This window comes from Bacillus sp. FSL K6-6540 (genome assembly GCF_038007545.1).
The window spans coordinates 6,557,501-6,571,198 of sequence record NZ_JBBOXH010000001.1; the positions used below are offsets into that span (position 1 = coordinate 6,557,501).

8 protein-coding genes (1 of these 8 running past the window's edge) are annotated in these 13,698 nt (G+C 51.8%); 1 reads left to right on the forward strand and 7 read right to left on the reverse strand.

Going from position 1 to position 13,698, the window contains the following annotated elements:
- Positions 1–881 carry the 3' portion of an MFS transporter gene (locus MHH82_RS29695; RefSeq protein WP_340969111.1) on the forward strand. 376 nt of this gene lie to the left of the window's left edge, so 881 of the gene's 1,257 nt are visible here — the last part of the coding sequence; the start codon falls outside the window, past its left edge; it ends in the stop codon at positions 879–881.
- A 57-nt stretch (positions 882–938) separates the two neighbouring features.
- Here MHH82_RS29695 and MHH82_RS29700 read toward each other — a convergent pair whose 3' ends face one another.
- The 7 genes from MHH82_RS29700 to MHH82_RS29730 form a co-directional block, all read right to left on the reverse strand.
- On the reverse strand, positions 939–1,130 hold the full coding sequence (locus MHH82_RS29700) for a hypothetical protein (protein WP_015737648.1): 192 nt from the start codon (positions 1,128–1,130) through the stop codon (positions 939–941).
- A gap of 187 nt (positions 1,131–1,317) precedes the next feature.
- Positions 1,318–5,775: a S8 family serine peptidase gene (locus tag MHH82_RS29705; RefSeq protein ID WP_340969112.1), complete on the reverse strand. Its 4,458-nt coding sequence runs from the start codon at positions 5,773–5,775 to the stop codon at positions 1,318–1,320.
- Between the two features lie 364 nt (positions 5,776–6,139).
- The gene (ligA, locus tag MHH82_RS29710) at positions 6,140–8,152 is read right to left on the reverse strand and encodes an NAD-dependent DNA ligase LigA (RefSeq protein WP_340969114.1); all 2,013 of its coding nucleotides are present in this window, start codon (positions 8,150–8,152) and stop codon (positions 6,140–6,142) included.
- A gap of 78 nt (positions 8,153–8,230) precedes the next feature.
- Complete coding sequence (gene pcrA, locus MHH82_RS29715; protein ID WP_340969116.1) at positions 8,231–10,561, reverse strand: DNA helicase PcrA; 2,331 nt, start codon at positions 10,559–10,561, stop codon at positions 8,231–8,233.
- Positions 10,562–10,863: 302 nt separating this feature from the next.
- Positions 10,864–11,553, reverse strand: coding sequence for a heptaprenylglyceryl phosphate synthase (locus tag MHH82_RS29720; RefSeq protein ID WP_036660285.1), 690 nt, complete (start codon positions 11,551–11,553; stop codon positions 10,864–10,866).
- 417 nt (positions 11,554–11,970) lie between these two features.
- Entirely contained in the window at positions 11,971–12,852 is an 882-nt protein-coding gene (locus MHH82_RS29725; RefSeq protein WP_340969118.1) for a phosphatidylinositol-specific phospholipase C/glycerophosphodiester phosphodiesterase family protein, read from the reverse strand.
- Positions 12,853–12,981: 129 nt separating this feature from the next.
- Complete coding sequence (locus MHH82_RS29730; protein ID WP_340969119.1) at positions 12,982–13,587, reverse strand: class I SAM-dependent methyltransferase; 606 nt, start codon at positions 13,585–13,587, stop codon at positions 12,982–12,984.
- Positions 13,588–13,698 lie beyond the last annotated feature (111 nt).

The following is a 13,698-nucleotide window of genomic DNA, read 5'->3' on the forward strand; positions in this document are numbered from 1 at the left end:
TGATCGGATTAGGCTCCGCTACCTTTCATCCTGAGGGAATGCGGGTCGCTCATATGGCTGCAGGCATGCGAAAAGGGTTGTCCCAATCGATCTTTCAAGTAGGGGGCAATGCCGGGCAGTCACTGGCTCCGCTTCTGACACGATACATTTTCGTACCGTTCGGACAATTTGGCGCCATCGGCTTCACCTTCGTTGCCGCTGCTGGTATCATCGTGCAATCCTATGTTGCCCATTGGTACCACGGCATGCTGAAAGCCGGTTACACGTTTAAAAAGAAAGCGGCCGGACGCATGCTTGATCCCGCTCGCCGGAAATGCGTACGCAATGCCACGCTGGTTCTCGTCATTCTGGTGTTTATCCGCTCCTGGTATGGCGCAGCCATTAGCAGCTATTATGCCTTCTACCTCATGGATGCATACAAAATCACGATTGATAATGCTCAGATCTATATTTTTCTGTTTCTTGCATCCGGAGCCGTGGGCACCTTCTTCGGCGGTCCGCTGGCCGACCGCTTTGGCCGTCGCAACATGATCATGCTCTCCATGATCGGCACGGCGCCCATTGCGTTGATTCTCCCGTTCGCCTCCCCGTTCTGGGCGGCTGTATTGCTGCTGATCGGCGGGTTTGTTCTATTGTCCAGTTTCTCGGTCACCGTTGTGTATGCCCAAATGCTGCATCCGGGGAATATCGGTACGGTATCCGGGCTGATCACCGGGTTTGCTTTTGGCATGGGCGGGGTCGGTTCGCTTGTGCTCGGTAATCTCGGGGATGCTTGGGGAATCGGCAATGTTATGATCGCCATCGGCTTCTTGCCGTTGCTAGGTCTGCTTGCCCTGCTTCTTCCGGGTGATGACAAGCTGGATCAGTGGTCAAGGGAATAGTCGTACTATGGAAAAAGACACTCATCGGGCTGCACAATGGTGCTGGTGAGTGTCTTTTTATTTCATTTTTTTGACGAGTTTTATGAACCAGTATAGGAATATCCATGGGAGCACGTATTTAGTCACCCACTCGAAGCTCAACTGAATAGCTCCGGCTTCTGATCCCTCAACCAGATTCCCCACTACAGAAACCATAACGAAAAATAGCACGATGGCAATGGTTGCATAGAACACTGTTCTATATCTCATGTCCTCCCCCTTCATCGAATTCAGTCGTTACCAAAATATTACACACCCCAGAATGTCGAATCAACCTATTTGTTGAATGTAAATAGCAGCGAGCGTATTAAAAAGAGGAGATGCCCCGTCACGTCGATGACATGGAGCAGCTCCTCTTTAGCTCAACCAGAATTGTATTGAAGCAGCTTAGCCTTCATTAGATTTTATTCAGATAATCCAGTAAACGGTACACAATGACGGATACCTGTGCCCGAGTGGAAGTCTCGCTCGGTGCGAAGCGGTTCCCGCTCACTCCCTTCACCAGACCTTCGTTTACGGCAAAGGCTACGGCCGCTCGTGCATCCTCCGAAATCAGATTCGTGTCGCTAAATGACAAGGATGCCGTTTCGGAATCCATCTTCAACGCTTCCGCAATCATGACTACCATGTCCTCGCGGGTCAGCGGATGCTTCGCCCCCGCTTCTTTGCTGCGTGTTTCCCAATCGATGCCTGTCTCGAAAATACGATCAAGGAGCGTCGCAAATTCGGCACGGGTTACCGCATTGTTCGGCGAGAAACGTCCCGCACCGGTACCGTTCGTGATATGCTGCGAGGCAGCAACCTCAATCTCATCCTTAGCCCAGTGGCTGACGATATCGTTAAAGGTCACGTTATTCTCGGCGGCCACATAAGAGCCCGGTCCTTCGATACGGAACGTGATCGATCCGCGCTCAGCCGATTGCAGCAATCCTGCGGATTGCAGGTCACCTTTTTCCGACTGAACGTAGGCACCCACCTTGCGGGCATCCTTCACTTTGGCCGGGTCGTAGTTCAATGTCAGTAAAAGCGGATGTTTGAACTTCTCCCCGTGTTTGACCGAAACGATCGAGGATACAGCGTTCAAGGTGTTTCCAGATCCCGCTTTGCTTGCAGCTACGGAAACCGTCAGGCTGAATCCGCTGCTCGTCGTGAAATCATCCAAAGCTTCGGCAGACACCGTCAAGGTAAAACCGTTACCCGTGATAACAAGCGGTTTGCCTGATGCTTTTAGCTTATCGACGGTTGCCTTGCCGAGGGTCAGAGCTACGTCGCTGTATTTGCTGAAATCCAGCTTGGATACGTCCAGTTTCACTTCCTTACTGTCACTAGTAATTCCTGTAGTAACCGCTGCTTCAGACAAAGCTGCCGTTGCGGATTCGGTTCCATCCGCATTTTTCTTCGCCGTTACTTTGGCATCGCCCGATACTACAGGTGCAGGAGTGGACGGGGTTCCCGTGGAACCGCCGCCGGATCCTCCGCCATTACCCGGGTCCGGGTTGCCCGGTCCAGGTGCGCCTGTCAATTGCAGGTTAACCGTCGCTTTACCTTCAAGGCCTTGGCGATCCTTGACGGAAAGCTCGACGGTATAGTTGCCCGAAGCCAATCCGTCCAGTGCGATGGTAAAGTCGCCATCCTGCTCGACATCAAAGCTGCCTTCCTTCGCTACCGTTTTATTGGCTCTTTTAATCACATAAGTGGCATCCAGCCATTCGCTGACGTCAAAATCAATCGTCCATTCATCCCACATTGCTGGAACTACCGTTACATAGAGGTCATCGATCGTGCCGGTTAGTGCAGGCTTGTTCTTGCCGGAGATTTTGACATCTGCATTCGTATTAATATTAGGTGCCTTGGTTTTGACTAAGAATGGAATAGTCGCGTAATCGGAATAAACGATTCCATCCGTACCAAGAGATAAAAGCTCAACCGAGTACAGACCGTCTTTAATCAACTCATATTTTAGAGTGGTATAGTTACCGAATACACCATCCCAAGGGAGCTCGAATTCAGTGTTTGCATCAAAATCTAGTTCATCATAATATATTCGCCCAATCCGCCCGTCACCATCTGGCCCTGATTCAGGATGAAGGCTATCGTATAGATCAATTTGTACAGCTAACATAGGATTATAGAATTCAAAACCTATATTCAGTTCGCCCAGCTCTCCTTGTTCGTTCAAAGGGAAATGCGGCAGATAGTTCTCGTTCTCACTATAGACCTTCGTATATTTGACGCCGGTCATCTCGAGATTGAAGTAAGCTACGTATGGTACAGAGTAAGTGCGGGTTTCGTTTTTAAAAGTAATGTAGCCTTGCTGTTCCGAAACTCCTGATACACCTGCCGGAACTTGAAGCGTTACAACCAGTTCTTTCTCTCCATTTAGATCAAAGGAAGATTGATCCACTGTAACAGCTACTCCAGGGGTTGATTGCGTTGTAGTAACCTCGACCTCAAACCGTCCGCCAATGTCACCAATCTGTTCTACTTTTACTTTCTTCTGAACGGTTTGTTCGGTTGCTCCTGTAAAATTACCAAAGTTAATGCTTCCAGTAATATTATCCTGCTCTTTACTTGTTCCGTTCTCTTGATACGAAGTCTTGTCCAACACCTTCACCAGCGCCTCTGCCTGGATGGTCTGGAGCGCCTGTACGCGTCCGGCCCCTTGATCTGTCACATCGTAAGATTCGGTATTCAGCACTTTGGCGTTATTCATCAAGGCGACTTTGACATCGAACGGAGTCCAGTCGTTGTGCTTCTCCAGGATGAGAGCCGCAAGCCCTGCCACATGCGGGGACGCCATACTGGTGCCTGTTAAACGGTCATAGGACTGACTGTAATCTGCACCAGCAATGTCCTTCCCGTATGCCGGAACGGATGACAAAATGCTCGTACCCGGCGCTACCACGTCAGGCTTGATATCCAGTGTCTTCTTGGCTGGGCCTCTGGAGCTGGAATCGTTGATTTCATCGCCTGCGGTTCGGTTCTTAATAAAGTCCGTGAAATTCACTTTCAGATCCGGGTTGGCATCGAGCAGCGATTTGATATAATCGCCGTCTTCTTTGCTCATACTAAAGGTTGGAATGAAGGCAAAGCTGTCACCGAGCAAGACGCCAATCGGGCCAGGGTTCTGGTTGAATACGATGGCCCCCGTCGCGCCTGCTGCCTTAGCATTCGCAATTTTTTCGACGAAGGCGAGTTCACCGCGTTTAATCAATGCGATTTTGCCCGCTACGTCTTTGCCAGCGAAATCCTCTGGTTTACCCAGATCCGCATAAATCAGTCCGAAATCCCCATCCAGGACGACTTCCGGGTCCTCGGCGAGATTCCACGCCATTAATTCAAGCTTATACGTAGCATCTACCACGGTAACCGGAGCGGCATCGTCAGCTTGAGGGGCTACTTCATCGTCGGCAGATTCAACAGGCACTTCATCAGTGGCTGGCTCTTCTGCTGCGCCGTCACTCGATTGAACTGACTCCTGCTCCGGATCGACGGAAGGTGCTGTCTCATCCATAGCAGCCGCATCGTCGGTCGATGCCGCCTGGGCAGCTTCATCGAGCTGTACTTCTGCCTGCTCGTCAGGCGTGACGGATGGTGTTGGCCCTGCTCCAAGCTCAACCGTTCCCTCATTTTTTTCAATGGGCTCGCCCGGCAATTCCGCGTCCGTGAAAAAGTGCGATGTTGCCGCCATTTCGTCGCTTGGACCCGTGGAGTTTCCTACCGTAATCGGAAATGCCGCCGCCCCCGGCGATCCAACCGTCCAGCGGTTTGGTCCTGTATTGCCGCTTGCAACAACCGGCGTGACACCAGCCAGCGCAGCATTGTTAAGTGCTACGGACGTTACATAATCCGGATCATTTCGGGAATTGCCCAGGGAGAGGTTGATTATATCCATTCCGTCCTGAACGGAACGGTCAATACCTCCAAGTACCCAGCTGGAATAGCCGCTTCCGTACGGCCCAAGAACGCGGTAAGCATAGATATCCGCTTCGGGTGCAATGCCCACGACTCCATATTCGCCGGCATCGCGGGCTCCGATGGTACCCGCTACGTGCGTTCCATGATCGGTCCAATACGTGCTCCCCCTGTCATCGACCTGCGGGGGATTGGAGGGATCATTCTCCCAGTCGAGCGGAGTCGTCTCATAAGGATCATTATCATTGTCGACAAAGTCGTACCCGCCCTTATAAGCATCCTTCAAAACCGGGTGAGCGTAGTCAATACCTGTATCAATAACGCCGACTTTAATGCCTTTGCCCGTATATCCGAGATCCCAGACATCAGGAGCACCGATGAACGGCCCCGTGTCTTTCATGTATGGATTCACTTCGCCCTTCGGGCCAACCGTTACCTCCAGATCGGGATAAACGCCTAGAACGCCAGGGATATCCAGCAGCGCTTCAACCTTGCTGCCATCGATCTCCATGGACACCCCGTTGAATGCGTAGCTATATTGATCGGAGATTTCATGCGTGATGTTCTTCGTGTTCAGGCTGCGTATAAAAGTCTGCTGCTCCAATTGTACCTGTGCCTCGACCTTCGCCTCCGCGGAAGAACTAAAGGATTGGCCCTGAATCGAGGAAAGCCCTTTGGCCAAAGCCACTGGTTCGGTCGACAATTCTACGATAACCCTTGTAGGACCCCCAGCCGATCTTTGCAGGCTTTCATCAAGCGTGGGAAATTCCGCAAGCTTAGCTCGCTGTTTCAGCATATCCTTTAACTGCCTAGCTTCTTCGGCACTGAGCGGATTGTCCAGCTCGATCTGCCGTTCTGACGGAGCCGCCCCGGCCGCTGGTGCAACCAATGATAGCGTTAAAACAAAACTTAGTAGTGCAGACCATAACTTTTTACTCAAGGCTTTGCCCCTCCCATAAGATAGATTTCCCAATCAAATTAGGGTCCGGGATGTCATCAGCATATCTGTGCTGCCTAACGATGGTATCCACTCCTTTCCGCAAAAGACTGACCCGTGGTAAATTATTCTAGAATTCAAAATTAGATTCCTTCATCCTTTTCTGTATGTTTTTGTTAAATTCAGTCGAAAGTTTAGGAGCTTTTGACGAATCATCGAAAACGTCATAGATTCAAGGAAAATATGGCTTACATCGCAAGTAAGGGAGGAGAAAGGAATTCGGGAAAAAGAAAAAACCGAGGCTATCGATAGCCTCGGTTCTTAGGGAGTTGCAACTGATATTGCAAAATATATCCAGGGTATGCTGTTATTCGTTCAACAACCGCACGAACTCTTCTTCATCCTCCAGGATGTCGATGCCGAGCTGCTGGGCTTTGGCCAGCTTGCTGCCGGCTTTTTCACCTGCAATGAGGAGGTCGGTTTTCTTGGACACGCTGCCGGTGACCTTCGCGCCAAGCGCTTCCAAGCGTTCAGTTGCCTCTTCGCGGGTCAGCAGATGGAGGGTGCCTGTCAGCACGACCGTTTTGCCGCTGAAGTAGGAATCCGTGCTGACCGGCTTCGGCGCTTCCGGCGCTTTCGCTTGGACGCCCAGCGAGAGCATCTTCTGGATGCTCGCTTGGGCAAACGGGTCGGCGAAGTATCCCGCGATGCTGTCGGCCACGATGCCGCCCACGTCCGGCAGCTCGACTAATTCTTCCGCGGTCGCGGCCATCACGCGGTTCAGATCACGGTAGTGATCGGCCAGCATTTTGGTTGTGGATTTGCCGGTATTCGGTATGCCCAGTGCAAATAGGAACGATGCAAGATCCCGCTCCTTGCTCTTCTCGATGGCATCCAGCAGATTCTGGGCTTTTTTCTCGCCGAAGCGCTCCAGCTTCAGCAAGCTGTCAAACGACAGCGTATAAAGATCAGCAGGTTCTCTCACGCTCAGTTCATCATATAACTGGATCGCGGTTTTATCGCTGAACGTCTCAATGTCCATGGCGTCCCTGGAGGCAAAATGCGTGATCCGGGCCACGATTTGCGGCTTGCACCCCGTCTTGTTGTTGCAGAAGAGGTGGGCGCCGCGCTGTTCCAGCGGAAATCCGCAGGATGGACACTGTTCCGGATACAGGATCTCTTCGCCATCCTGCTCCTCCGTCACTTTGCCGAGGATCTCGGGAATGACGTCATTCGAACGGCGAATGAAGACCCGCGAACCCAGCGCGAACTTGAGATTTTTGCGCTCAATATCCCCGATATTGTTCAGCGTACAATTTTGCACCGTAACTCCGGCAAGCTCAACAGGCTCTACACGGGCTAGTGGCGTGATTTTTCCGGTCCGTCCCACATTCCAGGTAACCGACTGCAGCACGGTCGTGGTTTCTTCCGCTTCGAATTTGTAAGCGACCGCCCAGCGCGGGAACTTGTCGGTATATCCGAGCACCTCGCGGATGCGGAAATCGGTCACCTTCACAACCGCCCCGTCAATGAGGTAATCGAGCTCGGAGCGGCGTTTTTCGATATCGGCCAGCTGCTCCATCACATCATCAAACTGCTCGAAATAGAAAATGTACGGGTTGACCTTCAGCCGGTTCTCGCGCAGGAAATCCATCATTTCCTTGTGGTCGGCAAAAGTGATTCCATCCGAGTAGCCGACATTGTAGAAGTACGCGTTCAGCTTACGCTCGGCCGTCACCTTCGGATTCAGATTGCGAAGCGCTCCTGCGGCAGCATTGCGCGCGTTCTTGAGCGGCTCGGCCGCGGTTTGATTGTATTGTTCCAGCACGGACAGGTTCATGATGCCCTCGCCCTGCACTTCGATCGTGCCTTCCGCGTACGGGATCGTCATTGGCACCGACTTGATGGTCTTCACCTGAGCCAAAATGCCTTCGCCTACCGTTCCGTTCCCCCGAGTCGATGCTTGAACCAGCTTGCCGTCCTGATAGGTCAGATTCAGCGTCAGCCCGTCAAACTTCAGCTCCAGTGCATAACAAGGCGACGGCAGAGGATTGCCGGGATTCTTCGTATTATAGTCATTGACCAGCCTGACCACGCGATCATGCCAGGTACGGAGCTGCTCGATGTTCTGGGCTTTATCGAGACTCCATAACGGAGCCAAATGGCGGTGCGGGGCAAAACCCTTCAGAATCTCCCCGCCCACCCGCTGGGTCGGAGAATCCGGGAGCGTCACTCCGGTCTCTGCCTCCAACGCTACCAGCTGGTCGTACAGGGCGTCATACTCCTTGTCGCTTACAAGCGGCTGATCCAGCGTGTAGTAATGGTAATTGTAATTGTTCAGCTCCGCAATGAGCTTCTCCATCTTTTCCTTGAAATCCATGCAGGGGCAATCCTCCTTCAATATAATAAGGCCATCGTGGGTTGCGTTTCGTTATGCATATTTACCTAGTTCTATCCCTTATTCCACCTTCGTAATCGGCGCAAAGCCGGCAAGCAGGCGTTTCACGCCCACAGGCGCCGGGAATGCAATCTGCAATTCCATGTCGTTGCCGCTGCCCTTCACCGCTACGATCGTGCCAGTCCCCCATTTGCCATGGGCGACTTTGTCGCCGGCCTTAAAATCGCCGCTGCCCGAGGCAGCCGCTGGACGGGATGACCCACCGGTTGTCATCGTCACCCGGCTCTTAGGCGCGGCTTGCGCGGAAGCGGTCGATCCGCTGAGGGAGAGGTCTACGCTGCGGCTGCCGCCAAAGTTGCTGCCTCCACCGCCGCCGAAGCCGCGTCCCGCATAGGATCCGCCCACATTGCTTCCGCCGCCTCGGCGGTAGCGGTCATGCGCCATCTGGGTGTCTTCCTTCAGCTCTTCCGGGATCTCCTCCAGGAATCGCGATGGCATGTTCGCCGTCGTGCGGCCAAATAAGGTACGCATGCGCGCACAGGATAAGAACAACTGCTTCTCGGCGCGCGTGATGCCTACATAAGCAAGTCGGCGTTCTTCTTCCAGCTCCTCGTTATCCATAAAGGCACGGCTGTGCGGGAATACTCCTTCCTCCATGCCGATGATGAATACCACCGGGAACTCCAGGCCTTTGGCGCTGTGCATGGTCATGAGCACGACAGCATCGTCACGGTCTTCCTCGTCATCGTTCATCGAGTCGATGTCCGCGATCAGCGCAAGATCCGTGAGGAAGGAGACGAGCGACTTATCCTCGTTGTTCTTCTCGAACTCTTGCGTCACCGACAGGAACTCGTCGATGTTCTCGAGGCGTGATCTGGATTCGATCGTATTCTCGTTTTGCAGTTCGAGCCGGTATTCGGACATCTCGAGAATTTTTTCCGTAAGCTCTGTCACCGACAGAAACTCGACCATTCGGCTGAGCGCGGCGATCATGTCGTAGAAGCCCACCAGCGCATTGCGCGTCCGACCGGCAAAACCGAGGTCGTCCACGATTTCCAGCACGCGGAAGATCGAGATGCCCCGCTCTCCGGCTGCAGCAGCCAGCTTCGCCACGGTTGTGTCGCCGATGCTTCTTTTGGGCACGTTAATGATCCGCGTCAAGCTGATATCGTCGTCCGGGTTGGAAATCAGGCGCAGATAAGCAAGCATGTCCTTGATCTCTTTGCGATCGTAGAACTTGATGCCGCCGACGATCTGGTACGGAATATCCGACTTGATCAGAATTTCCTCGATCACCCGGGACTGCGCGTTGGTCCGATACAGAATCGCGTGGTCCTGATAGCTCTTGCCGTCCTTGATGTTCTTGCTAATTTCCGAGGTGACAAAATACCCCTCATCATGCTCCGTATCCCCGCGGAACACTTTGATCTTCGGTCCTTCGCCCTGCTCGGTCCACAGATTCTTCGGCTTGCGGCCCGTGTTCAGGCCAATAACATTGTTGGCAGCGTTCAAAATGTTCGCTGTCGAACGGTAATTCTGCTCCAGCAGAATCGTTCGCGCCTCCGGGTAATCCTGCTCAAAATTCAGGATGTTCGTGATATCCGCGCCGCGCCAGCGGTAGATCGACTGATCGCTGTCCCCGACAACGCAGATGCGGTGGTGGCTGTCCGCGAGCATGCGGCAGAGCATGTACTGCGCCCGGTTGGTATCCTGGTATTCATCCACGTGGATGTACTGGAATTTGCGCTGGTAGAAGTCGAGTACCTCCGGCACTTCCTTAAACAGCTGGATCGTGGTCATGATCAGATCGTCGAAATCAAGCGAATTGTTGCTCTTCAAGCGTTTTTGGTATTCGGTGTAAACCTTGGCTACAAGGGTTTCAAAATAGTCTCCGGCTTTCTGTTCATACTGCTGCGGGGAGATCAGTTCATTCTTCGCGGCGCTCATGGCCGCTTGAACCGCCTTCGGCTCGAATTTCTTCGGATCGATGTTGTGATGTTTCATCACGTTCCGAATTACGGACAACTGATCGGTAGAGTCCAGAATACTGAAATTCGAGGTAAAGCCAATCCGTTCAATGTCTCTGCGCAAAATCCTCACACACATGGAGTGGAATGTTGATACCCAGATGTCCTGGCCTTCCCGGCCGACCAGCTTGGATACCCGCTCCTGCATCTCGCGGGCTGCCTTATTCGTAAACGTAATCGCCAGGATGCTCCATGGTGCGGCTTTGCGCGTGGCGATCAGGTACGCGATCCGGTGCGTCAGCACCCGCGTCTTGCCGGAACCGGCTCCGGCCATAATGAGCAGCGGTCCGTCGGTTGCTTCAACGGCCTGGCGCTGCTGTGGATTGAGACGTCTGACGGCGTCGTGTATGTCAATGGAATGCATAAACATTGCCTCCTAATAGATGTAGATTTGATAAGGGATAAGCTTGGGTAAAGGTGAAACGATCAAAAAGGTTTGAGTCTGGCATATAGATTACATTAAGGAGAATGGATACGGTATAGATTGCTACGTGTCTAAGACACCGTGAATTCTGCGTTGCTTGGTTTAATGGAACAAAAATTAAAACGAAATAAAGGCATACTTAACCGTCACAAGGCAGTTGGAATAATCACACTATTATAGAGCCTGAGCTGGCTGGCTTAACGCGACACTATATTTTTCAGCAGATCAGTTAATAGGACCCATCAGCCCTTAATTGCCTTGACTGTTTCGAGCGCCTGCTCCAGATGATCGTACACCACGTTGCCCACAACGATCGTGTCCGAAATAGTTGCAGCCTTCAGCGCCTGCTCGGCATTGGTTATTCCGCCGCCGTAGAACAAACGGGCGTTATCCAGCGATCTTCGAACCGTGCGGACCGTTTCCATGTCCCCGAACGCGCCGCTGTATTCCAGATACACGATCGGCAGATTCATCAGCTTGTCCGCAATCTGGGCATAAGCGGCAGCCGCGCTCGCTTCAATCGAAGTCTCTGCACCGGTCAATTTGGCCACTGCAGCGTTCTCGTTCAACACGATATACCCCTCGGTCACGACCAGATCCCACGGGATCATGTACCCGTAGCGTTCGATTCCCTCGCGATGCCGGCCCATGATCCAGGTCGGATCCTGCGTATTCATAACCATCGGGACCATATATAGATCAAATCCGGGTACAACGGCTTCCAGATCGGATACTTCCTGCACGCACGGCAGCTCATAACGCCGAACTCGGGACAACAGATCCACGGTATTTTCATAAGTGACTCCGGTTGAGCCTCCGACCATAATGGCATCGGTTCCTGACAAGCATACCGCATCAAGGGTCTCGTCATCGATCTCCTTGTCGGGGTCCAGCTTAAACACATGCCTCCAGGATTGTATCATCTCTTTCAAGCGTCATTCCTCCACGTTCACGGGTTACTATCATACTAAAATAAGTCTATGCTAGCACGGTAAGCAAGTCAATTTATGTTCGTATAAAATACGAACATTTTTTTGGTAATTGCGGTTTATCGGTTCAGTCGATATAATAACCACGCCTCTGGAAAGAGATTTGGGCGGATACCTCGTTAAGAAAAACGTCTACCGACGTACAATCCCAGACCACATGACGCACAATCCCAGACATATAAATGGTGCCTTCTGTGATATCAAGTAGGCCAAGCTTCGAAGTTTATGCTTTCTGATAGCTTGAAAAAGCCCGCGATCTCTTATGGAGATCACGGACTTCCATGCTCAGCATTATTATGGATGCAAACTCAAACTTTTCCACATACGGACGCGATATGAGGCGTGCCTTGTAAGGTACATCTACTCCAGTCGCTTTGTCATCGTATATCTCAAGCTGTTCCGCTCCAGCTCCGGCTCTGTCAGCAGATCCGAGTAGACGCCGTACACGCCCCATTTTTCATAATTGTTCACGGTGTTCGTGTCATTGATGGTGTGGACATAGGTCACGGCTCCGGCTTGCCTTAGCTTGGCTACGAAATTCGGACTGACCTTGTACTCCGGCATGGTAACCGCGTCAATGTGGTTCTCCTGTACGAAGGCCGTGATCTCAGCGGGTGAGTCCTGCGTGGCATACAGCGTATATATAATCGATTGAAACGGGTAGATGTCCTGAACCATATCAAGCATCGGCTCATTGTAAATTTGGACGACAACCCGATCCAGAAGCTTCGGATCCCGTTCTTTAGCAGCGTTTACAATCTCCGCGAATAGGTACTGTATATCCCGCTCCTTCTGCTCCTTCGTATCCGTCACGATGTAGATATCGGGATGACGCTCCATCATATCCATAATCCCCTCAATATCCATCGGCTGGTATTGTTCCAAAATCGGCGTGTTAATAAACTCCTCATGGCTCAGGCGGGCGGCCTGCTTATCGTCCGGAAGCTTCTCCTTCTGACCCAGCTGCTGCGTCATGCTCTCCGTCCACTCATGCCTGGCTACGACTTTGCGATCCTCCGTCAGCATCAAATCAATCTCGAACACCCTGGTGCCTTTCTCATAGTTAACAACCATGGCTTCATAAGCGTTCGTATAGGGCTGTTCACCGATGCTTCCCATGGCATGGGCAATCAAGCGATAGGCGGCGAATCCTTGCGGTGCTTCCTCCTCCATCTCCAGATGAGTCAGAAGCAGTATCATAATGGCGGAAAATAATAGAAGGACAGCTGCGATCCGTTTCATGGTATCCCCACCCTTTGTTTCGTTCATTGCTGTTGCTAGGTAAATACCCGCTTAATGGAGGGGCCAAACAAAAAAACGCCACTTGGCGGCTGCCAAATGACGGAACGATTTTTATGATGCTACGGATCACTAGCTCTTGGCCTTCAAAAGGTGAATATACCATTTCAATCCCGCGTTGTGGTTAAACACGCTGACTTTATCTACGACATCAAACCCATCACAGCTTTCGATTTCGCCGATCTTATGCTCTACCATGAGAAAATCGGGATCCTGGGTGTTCTTATGTGAATATAGGGAAGATATGATGACGCCATTCGGAGTCAGGAAACGCGCATATTCCAATAGCTTGCTAGCGGTATTAGGCACGTACTGCAGCGATTCATTAAAAACGATGACGTCGTAGCTTTTATGAGGAACGTAATGATTGATGTCCGCGCGCTGAAATAAGTTCCTTGACGTTTTGCCGGATGCGATTCTGATCGCTTCCTCGGACAGGTCTACGCCGGTATAATTCGATTTTTCATCGTCCAAGAGCATGTCATACAACAGGCCGGCCCCGCATCCCATATCCAGAATGCCCTCTTCCCCAAGAAACTTTCGGATGTATCCGTACACGACCGAGTATCTGGCATATTCCGTGATGTCCGATAAATAATCCCACATGCGGGATCTGTACTCTTCGTCCCATTGCTCTTGGCTGCTTTCGATGAAATCTTGGACCTTGGCGTTTTCCATATCGATTCCTCCCATAATGCGTATTGGATGTGATCCTTCCGTTAGGCAAATGAAGCGGCAAGATAAAAACACGGTTATTTCGAAAACATTAGAAATCTCCATAAGACTGAG

Excerpts from the sequence above, each read along its gene's own strand:
- MHH82_RS29700 (WP_015737648.1), bottom strand. The coding sequence starts at position 1,130 with ATGAGATATAGAACAGTGTTCTATGCAACCATTGCCATCGTGCTATTT.
- ligA (WP_340969114.1), bottom strand. The coding sequence starts at position 8,152 with ATGGATTTCAAGGAAAAGATGGAGAAGCTCATTGCGGAGCTGAACAAT.
- pcrA (WP_340969116.1), bottom strand. The coding sequence starts at position 10,561 with ATGCATTCCATTGACATACACGACGCCGTCAGACGTCTCAATCCACAG.
- MHH82_RS29725 (WP_340969118.1), bottom strand. The coding sequence starts at position 12,852 with ATGAAACGGATCGCAGCTGTCCTTCTATTATTTTCCGCCATTATGATA.
- MHH82_RS29730 (WP_340969119.1), bottom strand. The coding sequence starts at position 13,587 with ATGGAAAACGCCAAGGTCCAAGATTTCATCGAAAGCAGCCAAGAGCAA.